This window comes from Rubrivirga litoralis (assembly GCF_031846415.1).
Classification (GTDB): Bacteria; Bacteroidota; Rhodothermia; order Rhodothermales; family Rubricoccaceae; genus Rubrivirga; species Rubrivirga litoralis.
This window is the reverse complement of sequence record NZ_JAVRHT010000002.1, coordinates 138832-155796: the sequence shown is the minus strand read 5'-3', so window position 1 is coordinate 155796 and position 16965 is coordinate 138832. Positions and strand designations below refer to the sequence as shown.

The window sequence follows — 16965 nt, the reverse complement described above, 5'->3', positions numbered from 1 at the left end:
GGTGTCCCTACGGTGACCACCCCGCCCGTGCGTGTCGTGGACGGGGTGGCGCATTTTCAGCCCGTTGCCCGCTTTCTCCCGACTTCCGCCCCGCCCCGTGGCGCCGGCGGGGCGGGGCGGCCATCTTCCCGTACCCCGTACCCCGTACCCCGTACCCCGTACCCCGTACCCCGTACCCCGTGCCCGACCGCCCCGTCCGCGTCCTCTTCGTTTGCCTCGGCAACATCTGTCGGAGCCCGCTCGCCGAGGGCCTCTTCCAACAGAAGGTGGTCGACGCCGGGCTCGCCGGCCAGATCGAGGTGGACTCGGCCGGGACCGGGAACTGGCACGTCGGCGCCCCGCCCGACGAGCGGATGACGGCCACGGCCGCCACCCACGGCGCCGACCTCTCGCGACTCCGCGCGCGGCAGTTCGAGCGGGCCGACCTCGACGAGTTCGACCACGTGTTCGTCATGGACAAGCAGAACCTCCACGACGCGCTCGCCCTCGACCCCGACGGCGACCACGGCACGCGCGTCCGCCTGTTCCGCGAGTTCGACCCCGAGCCCGGCGACTACCAGGTGCCCGACCCGTACTACGGCGGCGGCGACGGCTTCGAGGAGGTCTACGCCATCGCCGACCGGACGACGACGGCCATCCTCGACCGGCTCCGCGGCGTCTACGGAATCTGACCGCCCCGCCCGCGCGCCGCCGTTCCGCGGGCGACGGGCGCCCGCTGCGACGCCCGCCCCGCCCTCGGCGCGGGCGGCGCACCCTCACCGCCCGCTGCCCATGATCCCGCCGGACCTCCTCCCCGACATCGAGCCCCACACCGGCGCCGTCCGCTCGGCGACGTCCGTCGGCGGCGGCGACGTGTCGCGGGCGGCCCGCCTCGACGCCGAGCGCGGCCGGTTCTTCCTCAAGTGGGGGCGGGGCGACGCCGGGCAGACCTACGCCGCCGAGGCCGAAGGGCTAGCCGCCCTCCACGCAGCGGCCGAGGGGACGGGCCTCACCGTTCCCACCCCGCTCGCGTCGCGCGGCGCCACCGAGGGCGGGGCGGCCGCCGAGGGCGGGGCGGCCGGCTTCGTGCTCCTCGACTGGATCGATCCCGCCCGCCCCGCCCCGGCCGACTGGCGCGCGTTCGGGGCCGCCCTCGCCGCGCTCCACCGAGCGCCCGCGCCGGGCGACGGCCGCTACGGGTGGGACGCCGACAACTGGATCGGGAGCAAGCCGCAGCGGAACGGGTGGGACGCCTCGTGGCCCGCCTTCTTCGGCGAGCGGCGGCTCCGGGCGCAGGCCGAGACCGTGCGCCAGCGCGGGGCGTGGGACGCGGCGTGGGACCCGCTCCTCGACCGGCTCGTCGCGCGGCTCCCCGACCTGCTCCCGGCCGCCCCGCCCCCAGCCTTATTGCACGGCGACCTGTGGGGCGGCAACGCGCTCGCCACCTCCGGCGGCCGCTTTGCGCTCATCGACCCGGCCGTCTCCGTCGGCCACGGCGAGGCCGACCTGGCCATGACCGAGCTGTTCGGCGGGTTCGACGCCCCGTTCTACGACGGCTACCGCGAGGCCCAGCCGCTCGAACGGGGCTACCCGGAGCGCCGCGAGGTGTACAACCTGTACCACCTCATCAACCACCTCACGCATGGACCGAGCTACCGGCGCCCTGTCGAGTCCGCGCTGCGCCGGTTCGGGGGGGCGTAGCCGAGCGGCGGCGGCGGGGACGGTAGGCCCGATTCATACGCCGACGCCGCCACAGCCGCGCGAGCCCCCAGCCGAGGCCGATCCCGACGAAGTCGGCCCACAGGTCCCGCGTCTCCAGGCCCCGCCCCGGCACGATCTCCATCTGGAACCCTTCGGTGCCGACGGCGACGAACACGGCCGCGATGACGACGTAGACGGCGAACCGGGGGAGCGCCCACGCCCACAGACCAGCGAAGCCGGTAAAAAAGACGACGTGGGCCGCCGTCGTGATGATCGGGCCGAGCGCGGGGAAGACGCGCCCCGGCAGGAACAGACCGAGGGCGGCCAGAACCGACCAGGCGGCGGCGATCGCGAGGCGGGTGGGGCGGAGGGGCATGGCCTTCGAGAAGAGCGGGCGACCTCTCCGGCGGCGGAGGGGCAAAAGAGGGGAATCCCCTACAACCCGCGACCCGCCGCTCTGGTCCGCCCGCGGCCGGATGCGCAGACAATCCGCACGGCCGTCGCGCTCGGCTCAGGCGGAAAGCGCCTCCAGTGAAAACGACTCAAGCGAGTCCAGCACGACGTCCGCCCCGCCCAGTTCATCCATTCCGTAGCGGCCCGTCGCGACGGCCACGGCGACGCACCCGCCGGCCCGGGCGCACGCGATGTCGAGTGGCGTGTCGCCGATAATGACCACCTCGGCCGGGTCCACCTCGCGTCCCAGCGCCCGCCCCGCCCGCTCGACGGCGACCGCCGGGAGCGCGTTGCGGTCCTCGGCGTCGCTCCCGAACGCGCCGAACGGGAACTCGGCCTCGCCCAGCCCGATCCGCCCGACCTTGGCGTAGGCCAGCTCGCGGAGGTTGCCCGTCAGCAGCCCCAGCGGCACGCCGTTCGCGGCCAGGCGGCGGACGAGGTCGACGGCGCCGGGGAGCGCCTCGACGTGGGCCGTCGGCAGGCACTCGCGCATGAGGTTGCGGTAGACGTCGCCGAACGCGCCGTGGGCGTCGTCGAGGTCCGAGACGTCCAGTCCGGCCTCGCGGGCGGCCGTCAGGATCTGGCGGAAGATCTGCGGGTCGGTCTTCCCCGAGAACGACACGTCCGACGTGTCGAGCGTCCCGCCGACGACGCGCTCCAGCGCGCTCTCGATGCACCGCCGGCCGACGCCGTTCGACTGGAGGAGCGTGCCGTCGATGTCGAACAGGAGAACGGGCATGGCCGGGGCGGGGTGGGGGAGCGCACAGGCTACGCGGCCGCCGGGCGGGCGGGGGTGAAGAGGAATGGAGGTGGAGCCATGGTGCTGACTCCGCCCCGCCCGGTGGTACTCGCTCTGGAGGTCGCGCCTCCTATCGGATCGCTGACGTCCTGCCCCATGCTCCGACACCTTCCCGCCCCGCTCAGTACACCGGCCGTCGCGCCGTCGCCGCCGCCCAGACCACCGCGAGCACCGCCCCGCCCACGGTCACGAGCGCCGACGGGAGGAGGCCGAGCGTCGTGCCCGGCACGCCCGCCGGGAGCCCTTCGAGCCCGTAGCGCAGGAGCGTGACGCCGTGCGTGACCGGGTTGGCGAGCATGACCCAGCGGAGAGCGTCGGGCGCGCCCGAGAGCGGGAAAAAGGCGCCCGAGAGCAGCCAGATCGGGATGAGCACCACGTTCATGACTGCGTGAAACGCCCGCGTCGTCTTGAGCCGCCACGCCATCCCAAACCCGAGCGCCGTGAACGTCGCGCCGACGAGGCCCGCGGCCCCGACCGCCACGAGCGTCCCGCCCACGCCCGGCCTCAGCCCCACGAACGGAGCCAGGAGCCCGATGAGGACGGCCTGGAGGAGCGCCAGCGTCGTCCCGCCCAGGACTACGCCGAGCACGATCGCGAGCCGCGGCTGCGGCGCCACCAGCGCCGCCTGGAGCACGCCCGACTGCCGGTCCTCGACAACCGAGATCGTCGAGTAGATGGCCGTGAACAGGACGGCCAGCACGATCATGCCCGGCAGGAGGTACTCGAGGTACGAGGCGTCGGAGCCGGGGACCGAGACGGCGCCCTGGAACCCGAACCCGAACAGGACCCAGAACAGGACCGGCTGCGCGAGCACGCCGACGAACCGGGCGCGGTCGCGGACGAACACGAGCACCTCGCGGCGCCAGAGGGCGAGGACGGCAGCCGTCATTCCGTTATTGGATCCAAAGGAAGAGGGTCGATAATCGCCGGCGGCACCGTTCCGCTCACCTCGTCGTGGTGCCGCCCCGCCCCGCCCGCTCCGTCGCCGCCCATGCCGGGCGGGGTGGACGTGCCCGCCCCGCCCCCGGCGAACGCGCCGCCGACGGCGGCCGCGAACACGTCGTCCATCGACGGCTCCTTGAGCGCCGCCGCGCGGACGTCGGGCCGCGCGTAGAGGGCGGGGAGAAGGGCGCCCGGGTCGTCGGCGGCGACGAGTACGCGCCCGCCCACCGCGCGGGCGTCGAGGCGCTCGTGCCCGAGCCGTGCCGCGAGCGCCGGGGCGTCGTCGGTGTCCAGCCAGAGGGCGTCGCGGCCGAGCGCGGCCTTGAGCGCCGCCGGCGTCCCGAGCGCCACCAGGCGACCGGCGTCGAGGACCGCTACGCGGTCGCACCGCTCGGCCTCATCCATGAGGTGCGTCGCCACGAGCTGCGCCGAGCCCTCGGCCTGCGGTGCGTGGTCGCGGCGGAGGCCGTCGAGCGTGTCCCAGAGCGCCACGCGCGCGAGCGGGTCCAGCCCGCCCGTCGGCTCGTCGAGGAGGACGAGGGCGGGGTGGTGGAGGAGCCCCCGCGCGAGGTCGGCCCGGCGCGCGAGCCCGCCCGAGAGCGTCCCGACGCGGGCGTCGGCGCGGTCGGCCAGGTCCAGCCGCCCGAGCAGGTCGTCGATCCGCGCCCGCGCCTCGCCCCGCCCGAGCCCCGCGAGCCCCGCGAGCGCCGCCTGGAGCGCGAGCGACTCGCGGACCGTGAGGGCGTCGTCGAGGGCCGGGCTCTGGAACACGACACCGATCCGCCGGCGGACGGCCGCCGGATCGCGCCGGGCGTCCGCCCCGCCTACCGTCACGGTCCCGGCATCGGGCACGAGGAGCGTCGAGACGGCCCGCATGAGCGTCGTCTTGCCGCTCCCGTTCGCGCCCAGGAGCCCGACGCGCTCGCCCGGCGCCACGTCGAGCGTCACGCCGCGGAGCGCCGCCACGTCGCCGTAGGCGTGGGCCAGATCGCGGACGGAGAGGGCGGGCGGGGCGGTCACGAGCGGGGTGGGGCAGGGGGGAGCCAGCGGGCGGGGCGGCCGTCGCCCCGCGCTAGAGCGCCTGCCGGAGCAGGAAGTCGAGCACGACGAGGACGAAGAACGCCGGGATGTAGGCGATCGAGGCCAGCAGCAGCCGCCGCGCCCGCTCGTCCGAGGGCTCCGAGGAGAACGATAACGCCGGCAGCGTGAACGCCGTCCCCAAGAGGGCCATGCCGCCCAGGAACAGCAGCCCCGCCGGCCCCACGACGGCCGGGAGCACGCCGGCTACGAGGAGCAGGAGCGTCGAGACGAGCACGATCCGGGCCGTCCACGCCACCCCGCCCGGGGCCGAGGGCAGCATGCGGAAGCCGGCGCCGGCGTAGTCGTCGCGGTACATCCAGGCCAGCGCGAAAAAGTGCGGGAGCTGCCACAGGTAGAGGATGGCGAACAGCGCCCAGCCCGTCGCGTCGAGCGCGCCCGTCGCCGCCGCCGCCCCGCCCAGGACCGGCAGCGCGCCGGGGACGGCCCCGACGAGCGTGTTGTGGACCGTCCGCCGCTTGAGCGGGGTGTAGACGAGGACGTAGAGGGCGACGGTCGCAAGCGCGAGCGCCGTCGTAATCGCGTTCGTGGTCGCCCAGAGCACGGCGCCGCCGAAGGCGACGGACCCCAGCGCGAAGACGACGGCGGCCGGGACGCCAAGCCGGCCGGCCGGCAGCGGGCGCTGCGCCGTCCGCGCCATGCGCGCGTCGTGGTCCCGCTCGAGGACGTGGTTGAGCGCGCCCGCCCCGCCCCCGGTCAGCGCCGTGCCCAGCATGAGCCCGACGAGCTGCGCCCACGCGATCGGCCCGGGCGCCGCCAGCACGTAGCCCGACGCCGCCATGACGACGACGAACGCCGTGATGCCCGGCTTCGAGAGCTCCTTGTAGTCCGCGAACAGCGTCGAGGCCGCTTCGGCGTGGGCAGCCGGTGTCGTCGCAGAGCTAGCCGGGGACGGCCTCATCGTGTGCGGGCGTGGGGTGGAGCTAGGAAACGGGCGGGGCGGGGGGAGTTCCGTCAAGAGAGGGAGGAAAGGGAGCGTGGGCGAGTGGAAAACGGAGCGTGGAGCGTGGGGGCTCGGCGCGGCGTCCCTGCGCTGGACCTCCGCCCCAGTACTTTCGTGGAGGGCGTAGGGCCGGCGTTCCCTCGTCCGGCGTACCCGTTTTCCATTCTCCACTTTCAACTCCCCATCCATGCCTCTTATCGCCTCCGTCTCCGGCATCCGCGGCGTCTTCGGCGACGGCCTCGACCCGGCCGTCCTCACCCGCTACGCCGCCGCCTTCGGCGCGTGGGTCCGCCAGCGCCGGGCGGGGCGGGGAGGCTCGGGCGGGGCGGAGAGCGACCCGGCAGGGCGTCCGCGCGTCGTCGTCGGGCGCGACGGCCGGATCACGGGCGACGTCTGCGCGCGCATCGTGACGGCCACGCTCCAGGCCGCCGGCTGCGACGTCGTCGACGTGGGCCTGGCGACGACGCCGAGCGTGGCGATGGGTGTCCTAAAGCACGAAGCGGACGGCGCTATCATCTTGTCCGCCAGCCACAACCCGGCCGAGTGGAACGCGCTCAAGCTGCTGGACCGGACGAGCGAGTTCCTCGGCCCGGACGAGGGCGCCGAGGTCCTGGCGCTCGCCGACGAAGGCGTCGCCGCGCACACGGTCGGGGCGTACGAGATCGGGACGTACGAGACCGACGACGTGCTCGACTACCACGTCCAGAAGATCCTCGACCTCCCATACGTCGACCCCGAGGCCATCGCCGGGCGCGGGTTCAAGGTCGTCGTCGACGGGATCAACTCGGTCGGCGCGTTCGCCCTCCCCGCCCTCCTGGACGCCCTGGGCGTGACCGACGTCGAGGTCCTGAACGCCGACGTGACGGGCCGCTTCGCCCACAACCCCGAGCCCCTCCCCGCCCACATCGGCCAGATCCTCGACCGCGTCCGCGAGAGCGGGGCGGACCTGGGCGTGATCGTGGACCCCGACGCCGACCGCCTCGCGTTCGTCCAGGACAGCGGCGTCTTCTTCGGCGAGGAGCTGACGCAGGTCGTGGCCGCCGACTTCCTCTTGGCCAAGCAGGGCGGGGCGGTCGCGACGAACCTCTCGTCCAGCCGCGCGATCGAGGACGTGGCGGCCCGGCACGGCGCCACGGTGCACCGCTCGCCGGTCGGCGAGATCCACGTCGTGCGCGCCATGCAGGCGAACGACGCCGTGATCGGCGGCGAGGGCAACGGCGGGGTCATCCTGCCCGACCTCCACTACGGCCGCGACGCGCTCGCCGGCGTGGCCCTCGTGCTCCAGCACCTGGCCGAGACCGGGCAGTCGCTGTCGGACGTCCGCGCCGGCCTCCCCGACTACGCCATCGCCAAGCACAAAGTCCAGCTCACGGACGACATGGACGCCGACGCGCTCCTCGCCGCCCTCGCCGAGCGCTACGCCGGCGGCCGCGTCTCGACGGTCGACGGCGTGAAGGTGGACCTCGACGAGGGCTGGGCGCACGTCCGCAAGTCGAACACGGAGCCCATCCTCCGGGTCTACACCGAGGCCGGGTCGCCCGAGGCGGCCGACGCGCTCGCGGAGCGGTTCAAGGCCGAGGTGCTGGGGGAGGCGTAACCACCCCGCCTGTGTCGCACTCGCGGGGGCGGGGTGGTCCGGGCCGCCCCGCCCGCCCTTACGGCGCGGGCGGGGCGGGCTCCGTCTCGAACGCCTCGCGCACCGTCTCGCCCTCCACCCCGCCCGCCTGCCACGTCCGCTCGGCGACCTCGACATGCCCGTCGCGGCCGAGGGTGAGCGCCGTGCTCACGCGCGTCCCATAGCCCTCAGCGACGATGAACGCCGGCGACAACACGCGCTCCCACGCAAGCCCGACGCCCGTGTCCGGCAGCGACTCGTCGGGGGCGGGGCGGTCGTCGCGGAGCAGGTCGAGGAGCGCGTCGGGCTCGACGGGGTCCGACTCCAGCGCCGCGCGGAGCGCCTGCCGCCCCCTCACCACCTTCGGCCAGGGCGTGTCGAGCCGGTCGTTCGACAACCCGTACACGCCCGGCCCCAGCTCGGTCGGCGCGTCCATGCGCGTCGAGACGGTCCACGTCGAGGCGCCGTCGCGGAGGACGAGGTTGAACCCGTCGTAGGCGTCGCGCTCGGCGTGCACGCGCGCAGCGGCGGCCTCGGCCGTCTCCGCCCCGCCCAGGAAGTCGGCCACGAGGGCGCCGCGGGAGCGCTGGGCGGGGCGGGGGGTCCTCGGGTCGCGGACGTTCGTCAGCGCCGCCCACCGGCCGTCGCGCGTGACGCCCATCCAGGTCCCGTTCGCCTCCAGGTCCCGCCCCGCCAGGACGGCCGGCGCGTCGTCCCACCAGCCGAGCGGGGCGGCTGGGCGCGTGGTGAACTCGTCGCGGTTGGCGGCCACGACGAGCCGGTGCCGCGGGTGGGCGTCGAGCGCGAACAGCAGCAGGCACATGTCGAAGGTGGAACGCGGAATAAGGAAGGCGGAAAGGGCGCCTGGGGGCGGGGCGTGGGCGGCCTGGAGCAACGTGCAGGTTGGTCCAGGGGACTCGGGACGAGGTACCGCGCGCCGAGGTCAGGTCGGACCGTACCTCGTACCCGGTACCCCGTACCCGCCCGGAGGGCTACGCCGCGACCGCCGCCCCGCCCCGCCCGGCCGACTCCGCCACGGCGTCGGGCGCCGCGAGCGCCTCGCTGGCGAAGACGACCAGGCCGATCCAGATGAGGTCCGTCACGAGCAGGTGGACGATCTGCATCCAGACCGGCGCGAGCAGCCACACGTTGAGCGCGCCGATCGCCATCTGGACCACGAACAGGCCCAGCACGGCCCACCCGATCTGGCGCGGGCGGGGCGCCCGCGTGAGCGCGACTGTCACGCCGAGCACGGCCAGGACCACGAACGCCATCGTCGGGTGGAACACGCGGGCGGCCACGAGCGCGGCCACGACCGGGTGCTCGGCCGGGTCGAGCCCGCCGCCGAGGACCAGCGTGTCGCCCAGCGCCGTCACCGCCCCGCCCGCGCCCAGCACGAGGACGGCGGCGAGCGTCGCGCCGACGCGGGCCGTCCGCGCCGAGAGGTCGAGGCGGGGGACGTCCTTGCCCTCGGCCCACCACGCCGTCAGCGTGAGGGCGCCGAGGAGCAGGAACGTGTTCGTGAGGTGGGCCGCCATCCACGCGGCCCGCGCGATGGACGGGTTGTAGGCCACGTACTCGAACAGGACGAGGCCGGCGCCGATGGCGCCTTCGAGCACCATAAACACGACGGCCACGACGGACACCGTCCGCACAGCCGCTCCGCGCGGGAACGCCCGGAACACGAGCCACGCGAGCACGAGGACGGCCGGGAGCGCGAGCCCGCTCGTGACGCGGTGCCCGAACTCGATGACCGTGTTGAGCGCCGGCGCCGTCGGCACGAGCTCGCCGTTGCACAGCGGCCAGTGGTCGCCGCACCCGGCCCCGGCGCCCGACGCGCGGACGAACCCGCCCCACAGGATCACGAGAACGGTGTAGCCCAGGACGCCCCAGGCAAAGCGGCGGACGGTGCGGAGGCGGCGGTCCATATCCCGGAGGGCGGGGTGGGGGCGGGGCGGGAGAACGGGGGCGGGGCGGCCAGGAGCCCCCGCGCCGTGCGAACCTATGACCAAGCCGCCGCCCCGCCCGGCGCACGGACGGGCGGGGCGGCGCCGTTCCCGCCCCTCGGTCCGTTCCGAGCGATCTTCCCGGTCGCGTCCCGTCCGCGTTCTGCCCCGCCCTTTGGACCCGCCCATGCGCCTTCTCCTCCCCGCCCTCCTCATGAGCTTGCCCCTCGTCGCCGCCGCCCAATCGGGCGGGGCGGACGCCGCCCCCACCGACGACAACCCGCTCCTCCAGGAGTGGACCGGCCCCTACGGCGGCGTCCCCGCCTTCGACCGGATGGACCTCGACGACCTCGAGCCGGCGCTGGATCGGGCCATGGCCGACCACCTCGCCGAGATCGACCAGATCGCGCAGGACCCCGCCCCGCCCACGTTCGAGAACACGATCGTGGCGATGGAGCGGGCGGGGCGGGAGATCGACCGCGTGTTCACGTACTACGGCATCTGGTCCTCGAACCTGTCGAGCCCCGAGTTCCGCGAGATCCAGGGCCGCCTGGCCCCGCGCCTCGCCGCGTACTCGACGGAGATCACGCAGAACGAGGACCTGTTCGACCGCGTCCGCGCCGTCCATGACGCCCGCGAGACGCTCGACCTGCGGCCGGACCAGCAGCGGCTCGTCGAGCTCGTCTACGACGGGTTCGCGCGGAACGGGGCGGGGCTCGACGGCGAGGCCAAGGAGCGCTACGCGGCCATCGACCAGCGCCTCGCCGAGCTCTACACGCAGTTCGGCAACAACGTCCTGGCCGACGAGGAGGGCTACGTGACCTACCTCGACGCCGACCAGCTCTCGGGCCTCCCCGAGTCGTTCGTGGCCGCCGCCGCGGCGGCGGCTGAAGAGCGCGGGCGGGGCGGCGAGTACGCGGTGACGAACACGCGGTCGTCGATGGACCCCTTCCTCACCTACTCCGACGAGCGCGACCTCCGCGAGACCGTCTGGCGGACCTACTACGACCGCGGCGACAACGCGGACGAGCACGACAACAACGCGCTCATCGCCGAGATCCTCGCGCTCCGCGACGAGCGCGTCGGGCTCCTCGGCTATGACGACTACGCCTCGTGGCGCCTGGAAGACCGCATGGCCAAGACGCCCGAGCGGGCGATGGACCTGCTCCTCGCCGTCTGGCCCGCCGCCGTGGCCCGCGTCGAGGAGGAGGTGGCCGACATGCAGGCCGTCGCGGACCGGGAGGGCGCCGATATCGAGATCGAGCCCTGGGACTACCGCTACTACGCCGAGAAGGTGCGCCAGGACCGCTACGCCCTCGACTCGGACGAGGTCAAGCAGTACCTCCAGCTCGACAAGCTGACGGACGCGCTGCACTACGTGGCCGGCGAGCTCTTCGGGTACGAGTTCACGCCGGTGCCCGAGGAGAGCGTGCCGGTCTTCCACCCCGACGTCTCGGTCTACGAGGTGACGGACCGCGAGACGGGCGAGCACATCGGCCTGTGGTACCTCGACCCGTTCGCGCGCCAGGGCAAGCGCTCCGGCGCCTGGGCGACCACGTACCGCAGCCACACGACGGTTCACGGGCCGGAGACGGTCTTGGCCTCGAACAACTCGAACTTCGTCCAGGGCGCCCCCGGTGAGCCCGTCCTCATCTCGTGGGACGACGCCGAGACCCTGTTCCACGAGTTCGGCCACGCCCTCCACTTCCTGGCCTCCAACGTCGACTACCCGACGCTGAACGGGGGCGTCCGCGACTACACCGAGTTCCAGTCGCAGCTGCTGGAGCGGTGGCTCCTGACCGACCCCGTGGTCGAGACCTACCTCGTGAACGTGGAGACGGGCGAGCCGATGCCGGACGACCTCGTCGAGAAGATCCGCCGGGCGGCCACGTTCAACCAGGGGTTCGCGACGACCGAGTACCTCGCCTCGTCGCTCGTCGACTTGAGGCTCCACACGCTCGACGACCCCAGCGACGTCGACCCCGACGCGTTCGAGCGCGAGACGCTGGCCGAACTCGGCATGCCGTCCGAGCTCGTCATGCGCCACCGGACGCCCCACTTCGGGCACGTGTTCTCGGGCGAGGGCTACTCGGCCGGTTACTACGGCTACCTCTGGGCCGACGTGCTGACGTCGGACGCCGCCGAGGCGTTCGCCGAGGCCCCGGGCGGGTTCTACGACGCCGGCGTGGCGGCCCGGCTCGTCGAGCACCTGTTCGCGGTCCGCAACGCCGTCGACCCCGACGAGGCGTACCGCGCCTTCCGCGGCCGCGACGCCGACATCGCCCCGCTCATGCGCGACCGCGGGTTCCCGGTCCCCGACGGCGACTAGCCGCCCCGCCCCCAGCTCGCCCGCCGCCCCGCCCCGCCCGCCGTCTGGCGCGGGCGGGGCGGCTCAGTCGAGGCGGAACGAGAGGCCGACGCCGACGACGAGGTCGTCCGCGGCGTCGGTGAGGCCGGCGTCGAAAAAGGCGTCGACCTGGACGTCGTTGCTGAGGAGGACCGTCAGCCCCGCGCCGCCGGAGACCGGCGTGTCTCCGCCGCCGTCCACGAACGGGAACGCCCCCACCTCGGCGTACCCCGACAACGGCCCCCCGAACGAGCGCGAGAGCGAGGCGACAGCGTTGAGCTGGGTCGACCCGTTCCCCGTCGTCACGCCCGGGACAAGCGTGAGGCCGACGTCACCGAGCGGGACCCCGACCGGCACGTCGAGCTGGAACGTCAGGCCGTCGTCCCCTTCGGTCGGGACCGTTAGCTCGGGGATAATGGCGACCTCGAACGACCGAGTGGGGACGGCCACCTTGACGCCGGCCGTGATGGTGCGGAAGCCGACCTCGGGATCGAAGGCCGCGCCGTCCTGATCGGCCGCGTCGAACGCCGACGTGGACAGGCGCACTTCGAGCGCGGACGTGGCCCCGTACCGGAGGGCGACGGGGGCGGAATAGGTGTCCGCCTCGCCGTTCAGCGTGGCTTCAGGCGCGCCGACTTCGACCTGGAACACGCCGGCGTCGACGAGAGTGGGGCTGGACCCGAACCCCGGTCGGTCCGTCGAGATTTGTGCCGACGCGGCGCCAGCGGCGAGCGGGAGCAGGAGTAGGGTGGTAAGCCGGAAGGGCATGAATGAGGTGCCGGGCGAGCAGGGGAGGGGTCACGAAGGGGCTCGCGCCAACGCGCCCTTGCCCGCCCTCGGACTGCCGACGCAGGGCTACGGGTTCCTCAGCGCGCAAGCCTCCCGCCTCGCGTGTGCCGCCCCGCCCCGCCCGCGCTTAGTGCGGGCGGGGTGGCCCCTGTTTGAACCGTCACCTCGCCCTCACGAGGGCGGGGCGGTAGATGCAGCCGGCCAAGGAGGAGGGCACACACCCGGCGTCGACCGCCCCGCCCGAGCCTCCGTCAGGACGCGGCTCGCCGCGCCTAACACGCCGCCCCGCCCACGTCGTTCGGTGGGCGGGGCGGTTTCCCACGTCGACCGCCCCGCCCGCGTTGGCTGGGGCGGAGCGGGCACAAAAAGAAGGGCGGCCCCCCGGAGGGAGCCGCCCAGCCTGGCGAGCCAGAGGGGGGACGTTTAGAAGTCCATCCCGCCGCCCATGCCGCCCATCCCGCCGCCGGCGGGCATAGCGGGCTCGGCGGGCTCAGGCTTGTCGACCACGACCGTCTGGGTCGTGAGCAGCAGGCTGGCCACCGAGGCGGCGTTCTCCAGCGCGGTGCGCGTGACCTTCGTCGGGTCGACGACGCCCATGCCGATCAGGTTGCCGTACTCCTCCGTCCGGGCGTTGAACCCGTAGTCGTCCTTGCCGTCCTTCACCTTCTGGACGACCACCGAGCCCTCGAGCCCGGCGTTGTTGACGATCTGGCGGAGCGGCTCCTCGAGCGCCCGGCGCACGATGCGGACGCCGATCTTCTGGTCCTCGTTGTCCGTGTCGACGTTGTCGAGCGACGGGAGGGCACGGATGAAGGCGACGCCGCCACCGGCGACGATCCCCTCCTCGACGGCCGCGCGGGTCGCGTGCAGCGCGTCCTCGACGCGGGCCTTCTTCTCCTTCATCTCGGGCTCGGTCGCGGCCCCGATCTTCAGGACGGCCACGCCGCCGGCGAGCTTGGCGAGCCGCTCCTGGAGCTTCTCGCGGTCGTAGTCCGACGTCGTCGACTCCGTCTGAGCGCGGATCTGGTTGATCCGGGCCTTGATCTCGTCGTCCGAGCCGTCGCCGTCGACGAGCGTCGTGTTGTCCTTCGTGATTACGACGCGCTTGGCACGGCCAAGCAGGTCGACCGAGGCGTTCTCGAGCCGGAACCCCTTCTCCTCGGAGAGCACCTGGCCGCCGGTGAGGACGGCGATGTCCTCGAGCATGGCCTTGCGGCGGTCGCCGAAGCCGGGGGCCTTCACGGCCGCCACGCGGAGCGTGCCGCGGAGCTTGTTCACGACGAGCGTGGCGAGCGCCTCGCCGTCGATGTCCTCGGCCACGAGCAGGAGCGGGGCGCCCATCTGGGCCACCTTCTCCAGCACGGGCAGGAGGTCCTTCATCGCCGAGATCTTCTTGTCGTGGACGAGCACGAGCGCGTCCTCGAGCACGACCTCCATGTTGTCGGGGTCGGTCACGAAGTACGGGCTGAGGTAGCCGCGGTCGAACTGCATGCCCTCGACCGTGTCGAGCGACGTGTCGGTCCCCTTGGCCTCCTCGACCGTGATCACGCCGTCCTTGCCGACCTTGTCCATCGCCTCTGCGATAAGGTCGCCGATCTCGTTGTCGTTGTTGGCCGAGATGGACCCGACCTGGGCGATCTCGTCCTTGCCGCCGACGTCGCGCGAGAGGCTCTTAAGGTTCTCGACGACGACCTGGACGGCCTTGTCGATGCCGCGCTTGAGGTCCATCGGGTTGGCGCCCGAGTTGACCGAGCGGAGGCCCTGGTTCATGATGGCCTGGGCGAGGACGGTAGCCGTCGTCGTCCCGTCACCGGCGACGTCCGACGTCTTGGAGGCGACCTCCTTGACCATCTGGGCGCCGACGTTAGCGATCTTGTCTTCGAGCTCGACCTCCTTGGCGACGGTCACACCGTCCTTGGTGACGGTCGGGGCGCCGAACTTCTTCTCGATGATGACGTTGCGGCCCTTCGGCCCGAGCGTCACCTTGACGGCGTTGGCGAGCGCGTCGACGCCCTCTTTGAGCTGGTTGCGGGCTTCCGCGTCGAATGTGATTTGCTTAGACATTGGGTTGGGTTGAGTGGTTGTCTGGTTCAGAGTTCAGGGTTGAGTGCGCCGAGCGGCCGGCGCAGGCTCGGGGCGGGTTGACTCTGAACCCTGGACCCCGAACCTCCTCAACCCGATCAGCCGTTGACGACGCCGAGGATGTCCGACTCGCGCATGATGAGGACGTCGTCCCCGTCGAGCTGGATCTCGGTGCCGGCGTACTTGCCGTAGAGGACCGTGTCGTTCTCCGAGACGGTCATGTCGACCTTCGTCCCGTTCTCGACCTTGCCCGGGCCGACGGCGACGACGGTGCCGCGCATGGGCTTCTCCTTAGCGGTGTCAGGGATGTAGAGGCCGCTGGCGGTCTGGGTCTCCGCCTCCTGGGGCTTGACGACGACGCGGTCGCCGAGGGGCTTGATCGATGTGGCCATGTGGACTGTAGGTTGGTGCGACGAAAGGGGCGCGGCGGGGCCGCGATGCAGAGGGTAGCACTCTCGCAGGGAGAGTGCTAAGGGTTCCACGCGCACCTCGCCCCAGCGATCCCCAGCGGCCGTTAAGAGCACGTCAAGCGTACCGCACGGCGCCCGTCCTGCCGCCGTAGGTTTCGGCCATGACGCCCCTCGTCCCCGCCCCGCCCCGCCCGTGGGCGCTCGCCTCGGTCGCCGTAGTGGCCCTCCTCGGCGTGGTCCTGGCCGCCCCGCTCCTGGGCGGGGCGGGCGCCGCCGTCCGGTTCGCGTTCTCGCACGTGTGCCACCAGATGCCCGAGCGGTCGCTGTGGGTCGGGGGCGGGCCGGTCGCGCTGTGCCACCGCTGCCTGGGCGTCCTCGCCGGCCTCGCGGGCGGACTCGTCGCCGCCCCGCTCGTGCCCCGCCTCCGGGCTCTCGGCCGCGTGCGGGCGGGGCGGTGGCTCGCGCTGGCGGCCCTGCCGATGGCGGTCGACTGGCTCCTCGGCGCGACCGGCGTGTGGGCCAACACGCCCGCGTCGCGCCTGGCGACGGGCGCCCTGTTTGGTGTGACGGCCGGGCTCTTCCTGGCCGAAGCGCTGCTCGCCCGGTCGGCAAGCGCGAACCGGACAGAAGAGCCGGCCTGCCCGCCCCGCCCGTCGTTGTCTCCCTCACCCTCCCGTTCCTGATGCCCACGAAATTCCCCTCCATCGCGATCGGCGCGGCCGTCTACGCCGTCCTCTCGGTCCTCCTCACGTTCGTCTCGCAGACGGGCGGGTTCATGGCGCAGACGATCGGGGGGTGTGCCATCTGTCTCGCCGCGCTCGCCGGCCCGCTCGTCGCCGTGTGGCACTACACGAGCACGTACTCGCTGACGGTCCCGGCCGGCACAGGCGCCGGTCTCGGCGCGGGCGCGGGCGCACTGGGCGGCGTCTTGAGCGGGGTCCTCACCCTCGTGCTCCAGGCGATCAACCTCCTCCCCAGCGCCGAGGAGCAAATTGCGCGGACGCGCTCGATGATGCTGGAGCAGGGGGGCGACCCCGCGCAGGTGGACCAGCAGATAGAGATGATGTCGGGGTTCACGGGCAACCCGGCCGTCGGCATCGTGGTGGCCGTCGTCATCGGCGCCGTCGTGGGCGCGATTGCCGGAGCCATCGGCGCGTCCGTCTTCAAAAAAAGGGGGGCGCGGATGGACGACCCGGCCGTCTAGCCCCGCCCGCGCCTTTCAGGGGCGGGGTGGCGCCCGCCGCGCGGGCCGAACAGCGTCTGGAGCACGAACGCGTCGCGCGCCGCCTGCGGGTCGCGGAGCCGCGCGCGCCAGTCCGGCCGCCCCGCCCGCCGTGCCGACTGGGCTTCCGGCGGGGAGGGGCGGAGGCCGTGCGGGTCGTGGCGCCGACGGGCGGCGCCGGACGCCGGGGCGCCGCCCCGCTCGAACCGCTCCTCGGAGAACGGGCTCGACGTCCCGAACCCGTGCGCCTCGTGGTCGACCGGGGACGCGCCGCTGAACGAGCCGCGGACGGCCGAGAACTCCGGCGTCGGCGCGGCCGGGCGGAGCGGCGGGACGGGCAGGGGCGAGGGCGGGGCGGCGCGGTCGACCTCGACGGCGATGGGCTCGCGCTCCGACACGGGCGGCGTGCCGGGGCCGCGCGGGCCTTCGGGCTCGCCGGCGGCCTCGGCCAGCGCCTCCTCCATCTGCAGCATGAACGACTGGAACGGCGTCGGCGCCCGCTCGCCCTCGGCCTCCTGCATCTGCTCCGGGGCGCGCTTCGCGTTCGCCCGCTGCCGGCCGCGGAGCAGGTAGTACGCGGCGACGGCGAGGAGCGGGAGGAGCTCGATGAGCGTTTGCATGCGCCGCGTACGGCGGGGC

Annotated in this window: 17 protein-coding genes; 6 read left to right on the top strand and 11 right to left on the bottom strand. The window is 73.5% G+C overall.

Features of this window, described 5'->3' with window-relative positions; genetic code table 11:
- Positions 1-179: 179 nt before the first annotated feature.
- Positions 180-671 carry a low molecular weight protein-tyrosine-phosphatase gene (locus RM540_RS02110; protein WP_311661694.1) on the top strand — a complete coding sequence of 164 codons (492 nt, stop codon included), beginning with the start codon at positions 180-182 and terminating at the stop codon, positions 669-671.
- A 100-nt stretch (positions 672-771) separates the two neighbouring features.
- Positions 772-1680 (top strand): fructosamine kinase family protein, encoded by a 909-nt coding sequence (locus RM540_RS02105; RefSeq protein ID WP_311661692.1) that lies wholly within the window; start codon positions 772-774, stop codon positions 1678-1680.
- Here RM540_RS02105 and RM540_RS02100 read toward each other — a convergent pair.
- The 5 genes from RM540_RS02100 to cyoE all read right to left on the bottom strand — a co-directional run bounded on the left by RM540_RS02100 (position 1616) and on the right by cyoE (position 5873).
- Positions 1616-2056 (bottom strand): VanZ family protein, encoded by a 441-nt coding sequence (locus tag RM540_RS02100; RefSeq protein ID WP_311661690.1) that lies wholly within the window; start codon positions 2054-2056, stop codon positions 1616-1618. The two genes, RM540_RS02105 and RM540_RS02100, sit on opposite strands and share 65 nt — an antisense overlap.
- A 135-nt stretch (positions 2057-2191) precedes the next feature.
- Positions 2192-2872 (bottom strand): HAD family hydrolase, encoded by a 681-nt coding sequence (locus RM540_RS02095; protein WP_311661688.1) that lies wholly within the window; start codon positions 2870-2872, stop codon positions 2192-2194.
- A gap of 181 nt (positions 2873-3053) precedes the next feature.
- Positions 3054-3821, bottom strand: coding sequence for an ABC transporter permease (locus RM540_RS02090; RefSeq protein WP_311661686.1), 768 nt, complete (start codon positions 3819-3821; stop codon positions 3054-3056).
- Positions 3818-4894: an ABC transporter ATP-binding protein gene (locus RM540_RS02085; RefSeq protein ID WP_311661684.1), complete on the bottom strand. Its 1077-nt coding sequence runs from the start codon at positions 4892-4894 to the stop codon at positions 3818-3820. The genes RM540_RS02090 and RM540_RS02085 overlap by 4 nt, the downstream gene beginning before the upstream one ends.
- Positions 4895-4946: 52 nt before the next feature.
- Complete coding sequence (gene cyoE / locus RM540_RS02080; protein WP_311661682.1) at positions 4947-5873, bottom strand: heme o synthase; 927 nt, start codon at positions 5871-5873, stop codon at positions 4947-4949.
- A gap of 229 nt (positions 5874-6102) precedes the next feature.
- Here cyoE and glmM point away from each other — a divergent pair, with 229 nt between their 5' ends.
- Positions 6103-7512, top strand: coding sequence for a phosphoglucosamine mutase (gene glmM / locus RM540_RS02075; protein ID WP_311661680.1), 1410 nt, complete (start codon positions 6103-6105; stop codon positions 7510-7512).
- Positions 7513-7570: 58 nt separating this feature from the next.
- On the opposite strand, the gene RM540_RS02070 is transcribed toward glmM, so the two are convergent.
- Both RM540_RS02070 and RM540_RS02065 read right to left on the bottom strand, forming a co-directional pair.
- The gene (locus RM540_RS02070; RefSeq protein ID WP_311661678.1) at positions 7571-8353 is read right to left on the bottom strand and encodes an NRDE family protein; all 783 of its coding nucleotides are present in this window, start codon (positions 8351-8353) and stop codon (positions 7571-7573) included.
- Positions 8354-8522: 169 nt separating this feature from the next.
- The gene (locus RM540_RS02065) at positions 8523-9458 is read right to left on the bottom strand and encodes a COX15/CtaA family protein (RefSeq protein ID WP_311661676.1); all 936 of its coding nucleotides are present in this window, start codon (positions 9456-9458) and stop codon (positions 8523-8525) included.
- A gap of 232 nt (positions 9459-9690) precedes the next feature.
- On the opposite strand from RM540_RS02065, the gene RM540_RS02060 reads away from it, so the two are divergent.
- Positions 9691-11805, top strand: a complete 2115-nt coding sequence (locus tag RM540_RS02060) for a M3 family metallopeptidase (RefSeq protein ID WP_349256288.1) — start codon at positions 9691-9693, stop codon at positions 11803-11805.
- Between the two features lie 63 nt (positions 11806-11868).
- Here RM540_RS02060 and RM540_RS02055 read toward each other — a convergent pair whose 3' ends face one another.
- The 3 genes from RM540_RS02055 to groES all read right to left on the bottom strand — a co-directional run bounded on the left by RM540_RS02055 (position 11869) and on the right by groES (position 15086).
- Positions 11869-12591: a transporter gene (locus tag RM540_RS02055; RefSeq protein WP_311661672.1), complete on the bottom strand. Its 723-nt coding sequence runs from the start codon at positions 12589-12591 to the stop codon at positions 11869-11871.
- A gap of 444 nt (positions 12592-13035) precedes the next feature.
- Positions 13036-14676, bottom strand: a complete 1641-nt coding sequence (gene groL / locus RM540_RS02050; RefSeq protein ID WP_311661670.1) for a chaperonin GroEL — start codon at positions 14674-14676, stop codon at positions 13036-13038.
- Positions 14677-14792: 116 nt separating this feature from the next.
- Positions 14793-15086 (bottom strand): co-chaperone GroES, encoded by a 294-nt coding sequence (groES, locus tag RM540_RS02045; protein WP_311661667.1) that lies wholly within the window; start codon positions 15084-15086, stop codon positions 14793-14795.
- A 179-nt stretch (positions 15087-15265) separates the two neighbouring features.
- Between groES and RM540_RS02040 the strand changes: the two genes are divergently transcribed.
- Positions 15266-15787: a DUF2085 domain-containing protein gene (locus RM540_RS02040; protein ID WP_311661665.1), complete on the top strand. Its 522-nt coding sequence runs from the start codon at positions 15266-15268 to the stop codon at positions 15785-15787.
- Positions 15787-16308 (top strand): DUF4199 family protein, encoded by a 522-nt coding sequence (locus tag RM540_RS02035; protein ID WP_311661663.1) that lies wholly within the window; start codon positions 15787-15789, stop codon positions 16306-16308. The genes RM540_RS02040 and RM540_RS02035 overlap by 1 nt, the downstream gene beginning before the upstream one ends.
- Here RM540_RS02035 and RM540_RS02030 read toward each other — a convergent pair.
- Positions 16305-16946: a hypothetical protein gene (locus tag RM540_RS02030; protein WP_311661661.1), complete on the bottom strand. Its 642-nt coding sequence runs from the start codon at positions 16944-16946 to the stop codon at positions 16305-16307. The two genes, RM540_RS02035 and RM540_RS02030, sit on opposite strands and share 4 nt — an antisense overlap.
- Between the last annotated feature and the right edge of the window lie 19 nt (positions 16947-16965).